This is a genomic window from Actinacidiphila sp. DG2A-62, from assembly GCF_035825295.1.
Lineage (GTDB): Bacteria > Actinomycetota > Actinomycetes > Streptomycetales > Streptomycetaceae > Actinacidiphila.
The window spans coordinates 3,909,576-3,923,631 of sequence record NZ_JAYMGI010000002.1 but is presented as its reverse complement, the minus strand read 5'-3'; the positions used below and the strand labels follow the sequence as shown (position 1 = coordinate 3,923,631).

The 14,056-nt window shown below is 73.2% G+C and carries 31 protein-coding genes; 29 read left to right on the top strand and 2 right to left on the bottom strand.

The window, feature by feature from the left end; all coding sequences use genetic code 11:
* Positions 1-177 precede the first annotated feature (177 nt).
* The 12 genes from VSR01_RS17550 to VSR01_RS17495 all read left to right on the top strand — a co-directional run bounded on the left by VSR01_RS17550 (position 178) and on the right by VSR01_RS17495 (position 5,595).
* Positions 178-480 (top strand): hypothetical protein, encoded by a 303-nt coding sequence (locus VSR01_RS17550; RefSeq protein WP_326450164.1) that lies wholly within the window; start codon positions 178-180, stop codon positions 478-480.
* Positions 477-1,190 (top strand): exonuclease domain-containing protein, encoded by a 714-nt coding sequence (locus tag VSR01_RS17545; protein ID WP_326450163.1) that lies wholly within the window; start codon positions 477-479, stop codon positions 1,188-1,190. The genes VSR01_RS17550 and VSR01_RS17545 overlap by 4 nt, the downstream gene beginning before the upstream one ends.
* Positions 1,191-1,388: 198 nt before the next feature.
* Entirely contained in the window at positions 1,389-2,078 is a 690-nt protein-coding gene (locus VSR01_RS17540) for a hypothetical protein (protein ID WP_326450162.1), read from the top strand.
* A complete protein-coding gene (locus VSR01_RS17535; protein WP_326450161.1) occupies positions 2,075-2,638 on the top strand; it encodes a RusA family crossover junction endodeoxyribonuclease in 564 nt (187 codons plus the stop codon). The genes VSR01_RS17540 and VSR01_RS17535 overlap by 4 nt, the downstream gene beginning before the upstream one ends.
* A 5-nt stretch (positions 2,639-2,643) precedes the next feature.
* Entirely contained in the window at positions 2,644-2,994 is a 351-nt protein-coding gene (locus VSR01_RS17530) for a hypothetical protein (RefSeq protein WP_326450160.1), read from the top strand.
* 11 nt (positions 2,995-3,005) lie between these two features.
* Positions 3,006-3,215 carry a helix-turn-helix domain-containing protein gene (locus VSR01_RS17525; protein WP_326450159.1) on the top strand — a complete coding sequence of 70 codons (210 nt, stop codon included), beginning with the start codon at positions 3,006-3,008 and terminating at the stop codon, positions 3,213-3,215.
* A 300-nt stretch (positions 3,216-3,515) separates the two neighbouring features.
* On the top strand, positions 3,516-3,863 hold the full coding sequence (locus VSR01_RS17520) for a WhiB family transcriptional regulator (protein ID WP_326450158.1): 348 nt from the start codon (positions 3,516-3,518) through the stop codon (positions 3,861-3,863).
* Positions 3,844-4,119, top strand: coding sequence for a hypothetical protein (locus VSR01_RS17515; RefSeq protein ID WP_326450157.1), 276 nt, complete (start codon positions 3,844-3,846; stop codon positions 4,117-4,119). Before VSR01_RS17520 ends, VSR01_RS17515 begins: the two co-directional genes overlap by 20 nt.
* Positions 4,113-4,565 (top strand): hypothetical protein, encoded by a 453-nt coding sequence (locus VSR01_RS17510; RefSeq protein WP_326450156.1) that lies wholly within the window; start codon positions 4,113-4,115, stop codon positions 4,563-4,565. The genes VSR01_RS17515 and VSR01_RS17510 overlap by 7 nt, the downstream gene beginning before the upstream one ends.
* The gene (locus tag VSR01_RS17505; protein WP_326450155.1) at positions 4,555-4,812 is read left to right on the top strand and encodes a helix-turn-helix domain-containing protein; all 258 of its coding nucleotides are present in this window, start codon (positions 4,555-4,557) and stop codon (positions 4,810-4,812) included. Before VSR01_RS17510 ends, VSR01_RS17505 begins: the two co-directional genes overlap by 11 nt.
* The gene (locus VSR01_RS17500) at positions 4,809-5,213 is read left to right on the top strand and encodes a hypothetical protein (RefSeq protein ID WP_326450154.1); all 405 of its coding nucleotides are present in this window, start codon (positions 4,809-4,811) and stop codon (positions 5,211-5,213) included. Before VSR01_RS17505 ends, VSR01_RS17500 begins: the two co-directional genes overlap by 4 nt.
* 64 nt (positions 5,214-5,277) lie before the next feature.
* Positions 5,278-5,595 (top strand): hypothetical protein, encoded by a 318-nt coding sequence (locus tag VSR01_RS17495; RefSeq protein WP_326450153.1) that lies wholly within the window; start codon positions 5,278-5,280, stop codon positions 5,593-5,595.
* A gap of 2 nt (positions 5,596-5,597) precedes the next feature.
* Here VSR01_RS17495 and VSR01_RS17490 read toward each other — a convergent pair whose 3' ends face one another.
* Together VSR01_RS17490 and VSR01_RS17485 are read right to left on the bottom strand one after the other, a co-directional pair.
* Positions 5,598-6,035, bottom strand: a complete 438-nt coding sequence (locus tag VSR01_RS17490) for a GIY-YIG nuclease family protein (protein WP_326450152.1) — start codon at positions 6,033-6,035, stop codon at positions 5,598-5,600.
* 15 nt (positions 6,036-6,050) lie between these two features.
* Positions 6,051-6,248 carry a type II toxin-antitoxin system prevent-host-death family antitoxin gene (locus tag VSR01_RS17485; RefSeq protein ID WP_326450151.1) on the bottom strand — a complete coding sequence of 66 codons (198 nt, stop codon included), beginning with the start codon at positions 6,246-6,248 and terminating at the stop codon, positions 6,051-6,053.
* Positions 6,249-6,384: 136 nt separating this feature from the next.
* Here VSR01_RS17485 and VSR01_RS17480 point away from each other — a divergent pair, with 136 nt between their 5' ends.
* The 17 genes from VSR01_RS17480 (at position 6,385) to VSR01_RS17400 (ending at position 14,006) form a co-directional block, all read left to right on the top strand.
* The gene (locus VSR01_RS17480) at positions 6,385-7,467 is read left to right on the top strand and encodes a hypothetical protein (RefSeq protein ID WP_326450150.1); all 1,083 of its coding nucleotides are present in this window, start codon (positions 6,385-6,387) and stop codon (positions 7,465-7,467) included.
* Positions 7,464-7,904: a hypothetical protein gene (locus tag VSR01_RS17475; RefSeq protein WP_326450149.1), complete on the top strand. Its 441-nt coding sequence runs from the start codon at positions 7,464-7,466 to the stop codon at positions 7,902-7,904. Before VSR01_RS17480 ends, VSR01_RS17475 begins: the two co-directional genes overlap by 4 nt.
* Positions 7,904-8,551: a hypothetical protein gene (locus VSR01_RS17470; protein ID WP_326450148.1), complete on the top strand. Its 648-nt coding sequence runs from the start codon at positions 7,904-7,906 to the stop codon at positions 8,549-8,551. The genes VSR01_RS17475 and VSR01_RS17470 overlap by 1 nt, the downstream gene beginning before the upstream one ends.
* Positions 8,551-8,952: a hypothetical protein gene (locus VSR01_RS17465; protein WP_326450147.1), complete on the top strand. Its 402-nt coding sequence runs from the start codon at positions 8,551-8,553 to the stop codon at positions 8,950-8,952. Before VSR01_RS17470 ends, VSR01_RS17465 begins: the two co-directional genes overlap by 1 nt.
* A complete protein-coding gene (locus VSR01_RS17460) occupies positions 8,953-9,441 on the top strand; it encodes a hypothetical protein (protein ID WP_326450146.1) in 489 nt (162 codons plus the stop codon). It begins immediately after the preceding gene.
* 172 nt (positions 9,442-9,613) lie between these two features.
* A complete protein-coding gene (locus VSR01_RS17455) occupies positions 9,614-9,940 on the top strand; it encodes a DUF6011 domain-containing protein (RefSeq protein ID WP_326450145.1) in 327 nt (108 codons plus the stop codon).
* Positions 9,937-10,311, top strand: coding sequence for a DUF6283 family protein (locus VSR01_RS17450; protein WP_326450144.1), 375 nt, complete (start codon positions 9,937-9,939; stop codon positions 10,309-10,311). The genes VSR01_RS17455 and VSR01_RS17450 overlap by 4 nt, the downstream gene beginning before the upstream one ends.
* Entirely contained in the window at positions 10,308-10,538 is a 231-nt protein-coding gene (locus VSR01_RS17445; RefSeq protein ID WP_326450143.1) for a hypothetical protein, read from the top strand. The genes VSR01_RS17450 and VSR01_RS17445 overlap by 4 nt, the downstream gene beginning before the upstream one ends.
* Complete coding sequence (locus tag VSR01_RS17440; RefSeq protein WP_326450142.1) at positions 10,535-10,741, top strand: hypothetical protein; 207 nt, start codon at positions 10,535-10,537, stop codon at positions 10,739-10,741. The genes VSR01_RS17445 and VSR01_RS17440 overlap by 4 nt, the downstream gene beginning before the upstream one ends.
* A gap of 75 nt (positions 10,742-10,816) precedes the next feature.
* Positions 10,817-11,275: a hypothetical protein gene (locus tag VSR01_RS17435; RefSeq protein WP_326450141.1), complete on the top strand. Its 459-nt coding sequence runs from the start codon at positions 10,817-10,819 to the stop codon at positions 11,273-11,275.
* Positions 11,272-11,631 carry a hypothetical protein gene (locus tag VSR01_RS17430; protein ID WP_326450140.1) on the top strand — a complete coding sequence of 120 codons (360 nt, stop codon included), beginning with the start codon at positions 11,272-11,274 and terminating at the stop codon, positions 11,629-11,631. Before VSR01_RS17435 ends, VSR01_RS17430 begins: the two co-directional genes overlap by 4 nt.
* Positions 11,628-11,774, top strand: a complete 147-nt coding sequence (locus VSR01_RS17425) for a hypothetical protein (RefSeq protein ID WP_326450139.1) — start codon at positions 11,628-11,630, stop codon at positions 11,772-11,774. The genes VSR01_RS17430 and VSR01_RS17425 overlap by 4 nt, the downstream gene beginning before the upstream one ends.
* Positions 11,775-11,788: 14 nt before the next feature.
* Complete coding sequence (locus VSR01_RS17420) at positions 11,789-12,199, top strand: hypothetical protein (RefSeq protein ID WP_326450138.1); 411 nt, start codon at positions 11,789-11,791, stop codon at positions 12,197-12,199.
* Positions 12,196-12,666 (top strand): hypothetical protein, encoded by a 471-nt coding sequence (locus tag VSR01_RS17415; RefSeq protein WP_326450137.1) that lies wholly within the window; start codon positions 12,196-12,198, stop codon positions 12,664-12,666. Before VSR01_RS17420 ends, VSR01_RS17415 begins: the two co-directional genes overlap by 4 nt.
* Entirely contained in the window at positions 12,663-13,043 is a 381-nt protein-coding gene (locus VSR01_RS17410; RefSeq protein WP_326450136.1) for a hypothetical protein, read from the top strand. Before VSR01_RS17415 ends, VSR01_RS17410 begins: the two co-directional genes overlap by 4 nt.
* Complete coding sequence (locus VSR01_RS17405) at positions 13,040-13,417, top strand: hypothetical protein (RefSeq protein ID WP_326450135.1); 378 nt, start codon at positions 13,040-13,042, stop codon at positions 13,415-13,417. Before VSR01_RS17410 ends, VSR01_RS17405 begins: the two co-directional genes overlap by 4 nt.
* Complete coding sequence (locus VSR01_RS17400; protein ID WP_326450134.1) at positions 13,407-14,006, top strand: hypothetical protein; 600 nt, start codon at positions 13,407-13,409, stop codon at positions 14,004-14,006. Before VSR01_RS17405 ends, VSR01_RS17400 begins: the two co-directional genes overlap by 11 nt.
* Positions 14,007-14,056 lie beyond the last annotated feature (50 nt).

The following is a 14,056-nucleotide window of genomic DNA, read 5'->3' as shown; positions in this document are numbered from 1 at the left end:
GTCGTGACCGTCCCCCGGGTTCCGGGCGAGAAGCACGTGCAGTGCGTATGCGACTGCGGCACCCCTCGGACCGTGCTGTTCGGCGAGTGGGGCAAGACGCGGTCCTGCGGTTGCCTCCGGCGCGAAGTCACCGCCGCGCGCAGCACTACCCACGGTCACTCGCACACGTCGATCTACATGACGTGGGCGGACATGGTGGGCCGCTGCACCCGGCCGACCCACCAGCGGTGGGCCGACTACGGCGGGCGTGGGATCACCGTCTGCGAGCGGTGGCGCGACTTCGCCAACTTCCTCGCGGACATGGGCGAGCGCCCGGCCGGCATGGAGCTGGACCGCATCGACAACGACCGGGGTTACGAGCCCGGCAACTGCCGGTGGGCGGACCGCTCGACGCAGCAGAAGAACCGACGCCCGCACTCCTACTTCAACCGCCAGCGCGACCCGGAGACGGGTCGGTACACGTCGGAGAGTAACGGATGAGCTGGACCGTGGGGCCCATCGCGGGCCTCGACTTCGAGACCACCGGCGTTGATCCGGAGGTCGACCGGATCGTCTCGGGCGCCGTCGTGGAGTGGGACAACGGACCGAGACGAGTCCGGTCTTGGCTCGCCGACCCCGGCGTGGAGATCCCGCCCGGGGCGGCCCGCATTCACGGCATCTCGACGGAACGCGCCCGCGCCGAGGGCCGCCCGGCCGCCGAGGTCGTGGCCGAGGTGATCGCCGCCCTGGTCGCCGCCGTCGAGGCCGGTCAGCCCCTCGTCGTGATGAACGCGCCGTTCGACCTCACGATGCTGGAGAGGGAGGCCGAGCGGTACGGCCTGTACTCGCTGTTCTCCGCGTCGGCGCCGCTCGTCCTGGACCCGCGCGTGCTCGACAAGCACTGCGACCGGTACCAGCGCGGCCAGCGACGCCTTGAGGACTTGTGCGCCCGGTACAGCGTGGTCCACGGCGGCGCGCACGACGCGGGGGCCGATGCGGTCGCCGCGTGCGCGGTGACCCTGGCGCTCGCCGACGAGTACCCGTGGATCGGGAAGACGCCGCTGCCCGAGCTGCACGAGCGGCAAGTCGGATGGGCGGCCGGCCAGCAGTCCGGGCTGCGCGAGCACTTCAAGGCCAGCGGCCAGGCGCACCGCGCCGCCACGGTCCGCGAGGAGTGGCCGCTGATCCCGTTGGCGGGGTGGGGCCGGTGAGCGCCGCCCTGACCGCCCTGGTGTCGCTGGTGCGCGGGCCGCACCGGCGGCCCCTGGCCGGCGCTGGGTTCCGGCGCGGCCCGCTGCTCGCCTGGTGCCCCGCTGAGGGCCGTGAGACCCCTCACTCCCTCGACGCAGGCGCGCGCCGCTGCCGCTCCTGCAAGGCCATCACCCCGACAACGACGTCAGGAGCAACCCATGGATGAGTCGTTCGGCCCGGAGTACGTCCGTCCCGCGCAGCCGGACTGCCCGCGTTGCGGGTGCTGCACAGCGGCGTTGTGCGAGAAGGGGCGGCACAGCATCATGCGGTGCAACGGGCACGTCGACGACGAGCACCGCGAGATGGTCGGCGGCTGCCCGTGCTCGGCGGAGACGACCAGGCACACGGCGGCGTGGCGGGCGGCGCAGGTTCGTGTGACGCGGATGGCGCACGAGATGCCCGTCGACCAGGCGGCGGAGGACCTGCTGCGGGCGCTGGCGAAGGGGCCGGCCGAGGCCGACGACGAGGTGTTCAGGCAGCTCAAGTTCCGTGGCCTGGCGCAGCTCGTGCACGGCATCCCGGCGATCACGCCGCTCGGGCACACGTACCTGGCGTCGAAGGACGACGTGCGCGCCCCGGCGGCCGTGCAGGTCCTCGACGTCGACAAGAAGACGCGCACGGCCCGCGTGGAAGTCGCCCCGTGGCGGCCGGATGAGCCGGTGACGGTGCTGCTCGACCAGTTGGTCACGGACACCGGCCTGGACGTCGACGCGCTGCCGGGCCTGTGGTTGGCGGCCGACGCGAACTGCCACGCCGACCACGCCGACAAGCTGGTCCTCACGGGGTTCCGTCAGGCCGCGCCGCTGCCGCAGGGCTGGATGGACACCAGCGGCGGTGACGTCGAATGAGCGGCGACGCGGCGAAGATCCCTCCGCAGCGCGAGGGCGGCTCTGCAGAAACGCCGACGGCGGCCAGTCTGCTGCCCGCCGGTGGCCGGGAGTTGGACCAGGAGCGGGCCCGGCGGCTGGCGGCCGTCCTCGCGCCCGGGGTTCGTGAGTACAAGGTGCTCGTCTTCGACGGAGACCCGGCGGCGAAGGCCCGGCCGCGGTTCTCGAAGGGCGGGCAGGTCTACAAGACCGACGAGGACACGGCGGCGGAACAGCGGACCGCGTGGCACCTGCGGCGGTCCTTTCGCCAGCCGTGGACGGGGAACCTCGCTCTCGGGTGCGTGCTGTTCCGGCCGAACCGGCAGCGCATCGACACGGACAACCTGATCAAGCACATCTGCGACGCCGGGAACGGGATCGGCTGGATCGACGACGCCCAGTTCACGGCGAAGTACGGCGTCCTCGAACTCGACGCCGAGCACCCCCGCACGGTCGTCGTCGTGGTCCGGCACGTCTCGTCGCTGGACCGCTTCAACGTCGCCGCGAAGCCGCGCCGCCGTGCGCCCCGGAAGCGGGGGTGATGGCGGTGACGGAGGAGGAGATCGCTGCGGCGCTCGACTCCGCCGGCGAGGCCCGGCCGGGTGCTTCGGTGCCCGGCCGGGGCCGCCGGTCCTCGGCGCAGTCGTGGGAGGACGCGTTCGCCGAGCGGACCGTCGCCGTGGAGGGCGGTCACCTGCACTGGTCGGGGTCGACCGGGCAGCGCGGCACGCCCGTGGTGGCGTGGCGCGGCCAGGTCGAGACGGCGTACCGGCTCAGCTTCCGCTGGCACCACGGCCGTGAGCCGGAGGGCAACGTGCGGCCGACGTGCGACTACCCGTGCTGCGTGGCCGGCGGGCACCTGGCCGACCGCGTGATCCGGGAAGGGGGCGCGGCGTGATCCTCCCCGGCGTGACGTGGGACAGGGGCATCGACCTGGTCGCTGTCGAGCGTGCCGCGCTGTGCCGGGGGGTGTGTCCGCAGCTCACCGACGAGGAGCGGCGGCGGGCCGTGCAGGTCATGACGGAGGCGGAGAAGGACGCGGGGGAGATCGCCGCGCGGCTGGGGATGTCCGCCCGGACGGTGTCCCGCTGGCGGGAAGAGATGGGGCTCGCGCCATGACGTGGGTTGACGTGTTCGTGGCGTACATCACGGTCGGCGACGCCGTGGTGTCGACGGCCCACGTGTGGGTGCCGGTCCTCGCCGCGGGGGCGGCTCTCGCCGCTGGCGTGCGCCTCACGCCCCGCGGGCGACACCGCCGGACACGGCGTCCGGACACGTCCGGACAGGACTCGGACACGCCGCCGGACATAGCGGCCGTGGTGTCCGGACCCCGCCCCGACCTGCGCGGACACCGTCCGGACATGCCCGCTGTGGCCTGTCCGGACATGTCCGGGAGATGACCGATCAAGGAGCAGCGCCATGCCCCGAATCCCCCGCCCCGCCGATCACGTGACCCTGCCCCGGCCGCACCACTGGAGCGACGACGCGGCGTGCAGAGGCATCGACACCGCCGAGTTCTTCCCCGCCGGCAAGGGAGGTGTGCCGGCCTCCGTGGAAGCCGCCTACGCCAAGTCGTTCTGCGAGCGGTGCCCGGTGCAACCCGACTGCCTCGGGCACGCCCTGACGTACCGCGAGGACTACGGCGTGTGGGGCGGCCTCGACGAGGACGAACGGGCCGAGCTGCTGCGGCAGGCCCGTCGCGCCGCCGAGCGGCAGCGCCGCCAGGAGCGAGAGAAGGCGAAGGCCGATGCCTCCTCGGCGGCGTAAGCCCGCTCCGCTGCTGTCCGTCCCGCCGCTCGCGCCATCGCCGCTGCCGGTGAACGGCTGCCTGAACTGGACGTCGTCCGAGCACTGGGCGCACGACGCACGGCCGTGCCGGTACTGCGGGCACCCGACGCACCTGCGGGACGACAAGGGCACCCCGGCCGACAAGGTGTGCGCCGAGGCCGCGCTCGCCGACGTCGCCTCGATCGTCCAGGCGTACGCGACGCAGGGGCAGTTGACCGGGGGGCGGGCGTGCTGAGCCCGGGACTGCTGACGCACTGGACACGGGAGGCCCTGGAGGCCGCCCGCGCCGGTAACGACAGCCTGGCCGCCGAGATCGCCGGCCAGATCACCGACCAGGCCGACGCACTCGACCTGCTGGCCGCGTGCCGGGTCATCGCCGACACCGCGGCACGCGCCCTGCGCGCCATGTACCAGCAGCCGGACGCCGAGCGCGGCGAGGCATGGGTCCTCGACCAGCTCGGCGACGCCGCAGAGCACCCGCCGCGGCTGTTCGCGGTCCGACTGGTCACGGCCTACGCGAACCACGACCACGACCACGTCACCGCTCTCGTGGCGGCGGCCGGAGCTTCGCCCGCTGAGCGGGCCGAGTCGCTTTGGTCGCTGACGACCTACGCGGCCGGGCTGGATGCCCAGGCCGCACGACACCACCCGACGAAGGGAACCGACACCGATGAGCACTGACCAGACGCCCGCCCAGGAGCGGCGCGGCGCCCGGCACGACCAGATCCGGCGGCCGAGGCTGCGCGGCGAGGAACGCGACCGCGTCCGCGCCGCGATGGCGAAGACCTACAACGAGGACGAGTCCGCGTCGATCCGGTCGCTGGCGGACGAGCACGACCTGTCGTTCTGCCTGACGCGGGTACTGCTGCTGGAGGCCGATGTGGTGCTCTGCTCCCGCCGGCGCCGGGCGAAGGCGGCCGAGCAGTGACCGGCCACCCGGTGTCCGCCCGGCACAGGCTCGTCGCGGGTCTGGTCGCCCTCGCCGCCCTGGTCGTCCTGGTCGTCGTGGCGGGCTGCACGAAGGTCCACGGCCACCACGACGACGACTGCGACGCGTTCGCGCTCGCTGCGTACGAGAAGCCGCACCCGCGCCCGCACCCGCACTCGCGGTCGCTGCGCAAGGCCCCGGCAGCGGCGCCCGCACACGAGGCCCCCTCGCTGGTGAAGAAGCCGGCCACCCCCGCGGCTCCATCCCGGCCGGTCGCGTCGTACCACGCCCCCCAGGGCTCGGCGACTCACACCCCGACCCCGAGCCCGAGCAAGACCAAGGCCAAGAAGCACGGCCATCACCACGGTCACCACGACAGCGACTTCTGCGACGACGACTGACGCGCGTTCCGCCCCGCCGACCCGGCGGGGCGACCTCGCCGGTTCCCCCTGGAAGGAGACGCAGATGGGCACCCGCGCCATCTGTAGGGACTGCTACCGCGAAGTGCTCTGGACGGTCACCGACGCCGGGAAGCGCCTTGCCGTCGACCCGGAGCCGGACGAGACGGGGAACACCGCGGCGTACCGCGACGGGACGGGAACGTTTCGGTCCCGGCGTCCCACCGACGAACTGCCGATCATGGCCTGGGAGAAGTTGTACGTCCCGCACGTGGCGACGTGCACGGCCCGGCAGCGCAGGGCAACGCAGAAGCGCCCGGCGGTCCTGCCGCCGGGCGTGCTCGACCTGACCGCGTACCGCCGCAGGGCGGGGGGCCGGTCGTGACGTCAGCCGGCGGGGGTCTCGCCCCGGGCGGCGCGGTCCGCAAGGGCCTGCTCGTAGAAGCCGAGCGGCACGACGACCGCCGCTCGGCGGCCGTGCCGCGTGATCCAGCGGTGCTCTCCGTGGTTTCGCACGCTGTCCACCGGCGGACCGAGCGCACTCCGCGCGTCCCGGAGCGGCATGTCGTCGGGTCCGACAGGCGAGTGGATGCAGTTGTGCCGCGGTCCTTCTGCCTGGATCGCTGCGGCTTCGGTGCGCTCCGCATCGAGCCTGTTCGGGCGCCAATCCACGGTCTTCCGCGCGACGAGCGGCCACCACTCCTTCGTCAGCGCGTGGTACTTCCAGCGCGTCTCAGGCGAGTTGGTCAAGCCGATGTACAGCAGTGTCCCGTCGGCCCCGTAGAGGCGGTACACGGCTGTCGGCTGGTCTTCGAGCGGCGGCACGGCGGTTCTCCTCGGTCAGGCCGAGGGCTGTTCCCCCGGCTGCTGGGCGCTCTCGGCGGCCTCCGCGATCTCCACCGGCACGATCGCCGCAACTCGCCGGCCGCGGCTGGTCACGTAGGTGATCCGGCCTCGGACGGTGCTCTCGTGCAGCACGTCGGACAGCTGGGTTCGCAGGTCGCGGACACCGATCTCGGCGGTTGTGTTCGCAGGCATACGCAGAGGCTAGCCCATGTACGTGAGCGTACGCTAGTGTACACATTAGGGATCAAGGAAAGCCCGCCGATCTGGCGTTGGCCCTCCCCTGCCTGACCTCCCCCCACCACCCTCCGCACGACCGAGAAGAGACGCCGTGACGAACGAGCAGCAGGACACCGGGCGCGCTCCCGGATGCCCGCCGCACGAGTTCGGCAACGCCCTGGCCTGGAAGTGGACGCGGGACATGCCGACGTCCCTCAAGGGCGGGTTCCTGACGACGCTGTACGCGATGCGGGCGATGGCGTCCGCGAGCGGCCAGTTGCGGTTCTCCGGCGACGGGAAGCCGATCCGTATCCAGGACATCGCCAAGGCTTCCGGGTGTCGCGAGAAGGACGCTCGGCGGTACCTGGAGGCGGCGATCCGGGCGGGCGTCGTGGCGGTGATCGGGGAGCGGCGCAGGGGCAAGCCGACGCTCTACATGCTGGTGAACTGCCCGTGGCCGGGGTGGGAGGCAGCCGCCCACTACCTCAAGGAGACGGCCCGCCCGAAGAAGTCGGACGATGGCGAAAGTTCGGGCCACAGCGGCCCGAACTCTGAGGGCGACCCGGAGGACGGAAGTTCGGGCCACAGCGGCCCGAACTTGGATGCCGACCTGGACGACGAGGTTCGGGCCACAGCGGCCCGTATGGGTTCGGGCCACAGCGGCCCGAATGGTTCGGGCCACAGCGGCCCGAACAACCCAGGTAGTACCCAGGAACTACCCCAAGAGATGGCTGGTGTAGTACCTCAACCACAGGAGCGCGCGGGCGAGCGAGGCGAAGACGATTCGCCCGAGCGGCAGGAGACGACCGCGACCGCTGCGCGGCCGGGCGGTCTCGAGAACGGCGCCGCCGACGTGGCGGTGAAGTTCTGCGAGTGCGGTCAGCGCATCCTGCGGCCGGACCGGGACCAGTGCGGCGGCTGTCTCCGCAAGGAGGCCGAGGCGGCGAAGGCCCGCAAGGCGGCGGCCGAGAAGCCGGTCCAGGGCACGTTCCTACTGCCGCTGGCTGGTGGTGGCCAGGGAGCCCCCCAGAGCCGCCGTGAGCGCCCCCAGTGGCCCGCCGAGGACCCGACAGCCCCGCTGCGGGTGTGCGGCTGCGGCCGGAAACACCGGCTGCGGAACAGCGACCTGTGCCCGGACTGCGTGTACGCCGCCGACCAGCAGCGCGCCGAGCTGGGCTCGGTGAGCAGCGCGTGAACCCGGAGTTCCTGCCCGCGATCGGCGCGTCCCTGCGCGCCCTGTGCGAGTACGCGACCTGGCGCGAGGTGACCGACGACACGCTCACCGAGCTGGCGGCCGAGATCGAGAAAGCCCGCGCGGCGGTCGCTGCGGCCCGTGGTTCCGCGAGGGCGAACCGCTGTCTGCGGCACCCCGGTAGCCCGGTCGATCCGACGGCCGAGAACGGCTGCCTGCTGTGCGGCAGCGCGCGGCGGCGGCCGGCTCGACCTCTCCCCAATGACTTCGTGCCCGGCGACGTGCTTCGGCACATCGAGGAGCACGGCCAGGACGCGGCCACCGATCGGTACGGGCCGCAGGCAGTCACCCGCGCGCTGCTCCTCGGTGGCCGCCACCCCTCCACCAAGCGGCCCGGCGCCATGGCGGCCGAGCCCAACGACGAAGGAGATGACGCCTGATGCAGTTTCAGACCGAGGAGGAAGTACGTGACTTCCTCCGCCTGTGCCTGGATCCCGGTCACGGGGTCAAGCGCACCCCGGCCAAGCTCACCGCGATCATGCCGGACTTGCTGCGCGACCGGCTGGAGGGTCACGCGCCACACCTCGCCGACCTGCGGCAGGAGGCGGAGCGGGCGGAAGCCGCGACGGAGAAGGCTCGCGCGGCGCACGCCGAGGCGCTGGGCGCCTGGATCGAGGGCGACACCCCGCCGCCACACCTCGCCGACCTGCGGCAGGAGGCGGAGCGGGCGGAAGCCGCGACGGAGAAGGCTCGCGCGGCGCACGCCGAGGCGCTGGGCGCCTGGATCGAGGGCGACACCCCGCCGACCGGCGCGGCCAGCGCCCCGGCTCCAAGAGCGGCCACCCAGAACAGCCCGGCCCCGGTCCAGCGCCGGTACCTAGACAGCTTCGCGAAGAACGCCAGCACCGACGCGATCCAGGCCCACATCGTGGCCCGGCGCGCGGACCGCCGCGGCCTGGAACGGCACATCGACTTCCTGGAGGCGCTGCTCACCCACCGCTCGCAGCAGATCGCGGCCGGCACCTGGCCCACCCCCCAACCTCAGCACACGGCGGCCGAGCCCAACGACGAAGGAGACGACAGCTGATGACAGCCACTCTGGAATGGCCGCAGCTGGACGCCATCGAGGACGGCTACTACGCGATCCTCGACCCGGACGACGAGGGCACGGTCACGTACTGGCGGCGCGTGCGCACCGCGCGGGCGAACCGCTGCCTGCGGCACCCCGGCAGCCCCGTCGACCCGACGGCCGAGAACGGATGCCTGCTGTGCGGGTCCGCGCACCGGCGGCCGGCTCGCCCTATCCCCAACGACTTCGTGCCCGGCGACGTGCTTCGGCACATCGAGGAGCACGGCCAGGACGCGGCCACCGAACGGTACGGCCCGCAGGCGGTCACCCGCGCGCTCATCGTCGGCGGCCGTCACCCCTCGAAGCAGCAGCTCGCCGTACCGGCGGCCGAGGTGCACACCGATGAAGGAGAGATCTGAATGCCCATGCGGCAGTTCACCCGCGCCCAGCTGGCGGACCTCGGCGTCCCGCCGGACAGCCCGGAGGAAATCGAGTACAGCGAGACCGTGCTCGCCGACGAGCCGGTGACGACGCTCAAGTACTCGATGCAGCGCCGTTGCGTCTTCCGCGCCGACGACGACAAGACCTACGCCGTCACCTACGAAGCCGAGCTGGACACGGGTGACTACGAACTCGGCCCGCCCCCGGAAAACCACGGCTGGTACGGCGACACCGTCGAGGCCGAGGAGGTCGAGCCGCGGTACGACGTCGTCCGACGGTGGAGGCCCATCGCCGACGAACCGGACGCGGACGCCGAGACCCGCACCGTCGCGGAGCACCTGGTCGACATGTACGAGGAGGGCGGCGTGCCCACCCGCCTCGCCCGGCAGTACGCCAGCGACTGGCTGACTGATCACGCCGACGAGCTGTCCGGCCTGTTCGGCGACGACACGGCAGGTGACCGATGACGGCGACCCTGGAGTGGCCCGAGCTGGATCGGGTCGAGGACGGGTACTACGCCCTCCTGGACCCGGACGACGACACCACGGTCACGTACTGGCGGCGCGTACGCACCGCGCGGGCGAACTCGCTGCGGCCCTGGCCGGCGAGGGCGGTCTACGGCCCGCCGATCCCGCAGCGGTGGCAGCTCCCCGCCGACCCGCTGGACCGCGTCGAGTTCGTGTCGGCCTGGTCGAAGACGCGGCGCGCGTACCTGGAGAAGGTCGTGGCCGCCATCGCGGCCGGCCCGAGGTCGCGGCCCGCTGCTTCGCGGACCTGCGGACGCGGTGCTGGAGCTGCGGGCGGGCACTGCGCGACGAGACGTCGAAGACGCTCGGCATCGGCCCGGAATGCCGCAGCGGCATGGACCCCGCGGTCCTCGCCCGGTACTGCACCCCGGAGGTCGGCCGCGCGCACGCCGAGCACCTGGCCAAGCTCCGCGCCGCCCTACCCGGGGCTGCCGCGTGACCGCCCGGTGCGTCTCGGGGGCCGTGCCGTACCGGCGCCGCCCGTGCGGGAACTGCCCGTGGCGTAAGGACGTCGAGCCCGGCGAGTTCCCGGCGTCGCGGTACGAGGAGCTGCGCGTCACCAGCGAGCAGCGCGAAGGCCACGAGCCCGGCATCGGGGCGCCGCTGTTCGCGTGCCACAAGACGCCGGAGGGCCGCGAGATCGCGTGCGCCGGGTGGCTGGCCGCCGTCGGCCACCGGCACATCGGCGTGCGCCTGGCCGTCGCCCAGCGGCGGCTCCCGCCCGAGGTGCTGCACCCGGGCGACGACTGGCCGGAGCTGTTCGACACCTACGACGAGATGGCCACCCGGCAGGCGGGGGACGAGCGGTGACCGGCCAGTCCTTGCCGCGCGGCGCGTACACGGCGACCCCGTGCCGGGCCTGCCGGACCCCGAAGCCGTCCCGCTGGTACCTGTGCGGCGCCTGCTGGGCCGCACTGCCCGAGCCCGCCCGCAGGGCGCTCAACCGCCGCGACGGCCGGGCGCTGGCCCGCCTGCGCGAGCTGCACGCCCACATCGACAGCGGACAACCCCTGGAAGAACTGGAGATCACGCCGTGATCGAGTCCCCCGTGCTGGACGACGAGCTGAAGTCGCAGGCCGTGACGCTGCTCCTCGCCGAGGCCACCACCGCCACCGAGACCAACGCGGTGACGAGGGTGGCGCTGCGCGCCGGATTCATGTGGCGCTGCCATCCCTGTCGGCGCGATCACTACCTGCGGACCGAGACGTGCGGCTGTGGCGCTGAGCGCCGCGTCGCCTGACGACCAGCCAGCTCGCCCCCGTGGCAACCGGGGGCGGGCTGGCCCCCCACCGTACGACCGAAAGGACCCGACGCAATGCCCGCCACCGAAGCACAGACCATCCTGGACGCGCTGGCGCACAGCGTCGCCGGCGACACCGAACGCGGCCTGGCGCTGCTCCAGCCGCTCGTCGACGCCGGACCGCGCTCGACGTACGCGCTCCTCGGCTCCCTCGCCGAAGTCGCGTCCAGCGACGCCCGCGAGGCCAGCCCAGGCAGCTCGTTCGGCATGGAGGTCATCGGCCCGGACGGACCGGCCGACGCCGAGCTGCTGCCACCGCCGCTGCGGTTCGCCGCCCACTTCGTCACCGCCTGGGCGAACCGCGACCAGGACACCGCGCACGCCTTGTTCTGGGCGGTCGCCGAGCCGTCCGACCGCTACGGCACCGACGACCTGGCCGAAGCCATCAGGGCGGTGTTCGCGATGGCCGCCGCGACCGCCGAGTACGAGGTCGCGCGAAAGCGCCGCCAGCGCGAGGAAGGGAAGACCTGGTGAACGCGGCCCGCATGGTGTTGGTCTCGCTGTACGCGATGGCGTACCTGCTCGCGGCCTGGGCCGGTGCCTCCGCGCTCGCGTCTGGCGACTTCCTGTACGCGGCCGGCCTGTTCTCCACGTCGGCCGGGCTGCTCCTCGCCGTGCGCCGCGAGTTCTGCCACGCTGCGCGCCTCCTGCGCGTCGTCGCCGTTTACCGGCACGGAGCGCCGTACGTCGGGCCGGTCGACGAGCTGGCCGCGATCGAGAGGGCGTCCGCCCTGCCGCCCGAGTGCCGCTGCGAGACCTGGTGGACCAGCCTCGGCGAACGCCACGACCCCTACTGCCCCATGCTCCTCTGGTGGAAGGAAACCCGGTGAAACCGACCACAACCGCCCCGGCCCCGCCGCCGGGAGCTGACGCCCTCTTCGCCGAGATCGCCGGTGTCGTCTGCGACCAGGACCGGGGCGAGTCCCCGTTCGGCTGGTCCGAGCTACCGCCGCCCGACCGCAACCTGTCCTGACCGAAGGGACCACCGTGCAGATCAACGAACCGCCGATCCTGGATGAGCACTGGGAAGGCTACGAACTCGCCGCCGACGCCACGCACCGCTACCTGTGGCTGTGGCATGGCCTCAACATCCGGCTGGTCGCTGTGCCGAAGAACGAAGACGGTGCCTGGGCGTACGACCACGGCTGGTGCTACCCGCGCGACCCGCAGGCCGTCGCGGACAGCGTCGCCGCCTGGGATCCCGAGACGCAGGATGAGCCGATGGGCTGGCACAAGCGGCCCACCGTCCCGCCGCGGCGGGCACCACGCCGCGACGAGGACCCGCACTACAACCGGGCGCGCTGCGTGCACGGCTGCTACGTCGAAGAGGGCTGCCGGACCGTCAACTGCCCCGAGGAGCTGGCCGCCCGCCGGGCCCGCACTGGCGGTGAGTCATGACGGACCGCGACACCCTACTCGGCTACATGGGCGGCTGGGTGACCGTCACCCACCCGACGGACAAGGCCGTGTGGCAGGGACGGCTCATCGGCCTGGCCGACGACCCAAGTTTGCTCCTGGACGGCTACGGCGGCGCCCGCATGTGCCTCCCGCAGTCCTACGACGTCAAGTCCGCCGAGCCCCCGGCCCCGCCCAACGTCCCCCCGCACCGCCCGCCGGGCGAGCCCCGTCCCCTGGCCGAGCTACGCGACTCCGGCCTGCTGTGGCTCCTCAACCGCGTGGCGCTCCACCCCCGCGGCCTCGCGCTGGCCATGCACTACGACGACGCCGGCGAGTGCACCGGCTGGAGCCTGCTCAGCACCGGCGACGGCTCCCCGTGGACGTTCGACGTCATCACCGACGCCGACGGCAAAGCCCGCGCCGAGGCCACCCTGACCGCCGTCGACCGGCAGGAGGCAACCCCGTGACGACCCCCGACGACGCCGCGTCCGTGCAGCGTCCGGACAGGTCCGGCGGACACGTCCGGACGGGCCTGGACGTCGGCGAGACCGTCGACTGCGGACCGCTGCCCACCAGGGCGGACACCGTCCGGACACGCCCGGACAGCGAGTGTCCGGACACGCCCGGCGGTGTCCGCGTCGAGTACCGGGCCCGGGTGCCGCGCCACCTCATGGGCGCCGCCTTCGCCGAGGGCCTGGCCGCCGTCGCCGCCGAGCTCCACCCACCCGAGCCGGAGCCGGAGCCGGCTCCGCCCCCGGCCGGCCGCCGCGCCGAGGTCGCCGAAGCGATCCGCTCCGCGTTCGACCTGCCCGCCGACCTCCTTCGGAAGGACCCGCGCCCATGACGCCCGAGCAGGCCAGCGCCCGCGCCGCACTGCTGCTGATCTCCCGCCTCGTCCGCAACCACGGCCTCACCGCCGACGAGGCCGCCACCGCCGTTGTCCAGCGACGCCGCCGCGAGACCGGCCCGCACACGCACCTCGTCATCGTCGAAGCCAACGCGGTGCTCGCCGAAGCGTTCGCCCCGATGCGGAAGGTGATCGAGGCGTTCCAGCCGATCGCGAAGGCCGCCGCCGCGGCGATGGCCGACCTTGTCCGCGCGTTCCAGCCCGTCGCCCAGCAGGCCGCCGCGGCGCACCGCGACCGGCCGGCGTGGGCGAGCCCGTACGGCCCGCCGCCGCGCGGCCGGAACCGGAAGGAGCCGCGCCGTGTCCGGTGACGACATCGTGTCGAGCCCGCCGACGTACGCGCCGTGCGTGGCCGTGCGGATCACGCCGTACGCCGGCGACGAAGACGAGCCCGACCACCAGCAGGCGGTCACGTACCGGTTCGACGAGCCGGTGATGCTCGCCTACGTCTACCGCACCCACCAGCCCGCCGTGTACGAGTCCACCGGCCCGTTCCCGTACGCACGGGCCGCCCCCGGCCTGGTCGCGTTCGCCGCGCCCGACGACCACCCGAACCGGCTCGTCCTCCCGGCGCTGGCGCAAGGGCTGTGGCAGCGCCGGGGAACGTGGCAGGCCGTCGACGCCTGGGCGAAGACGCCCGGCGGGGAGACGCTGTACCTCCTCGTCCCCCGGTGGAAGCGCCTCGACGTCGACGAGCACAAGGTCGACGTTCTGCCCGGTCACAGCGTGCTGGCGCTCGGCGAGGCCATCCCGACGACCGAGGCCCGCGCGTGGCCGCGTGCCTGCGACGAACCGGCCGAGTACCACGTCGAGTGGGGCACCAGCCTGTTCCTGTCGACCGACACCAGCCGGCCCCCAGCAGCCGGATTCCCCGCGCCCGCCCAGCGGACAACCGTCTGACCAGCCCGGACACCGTCCGGACACCGAGAGCGGCCCCTGCCTCCCACCCG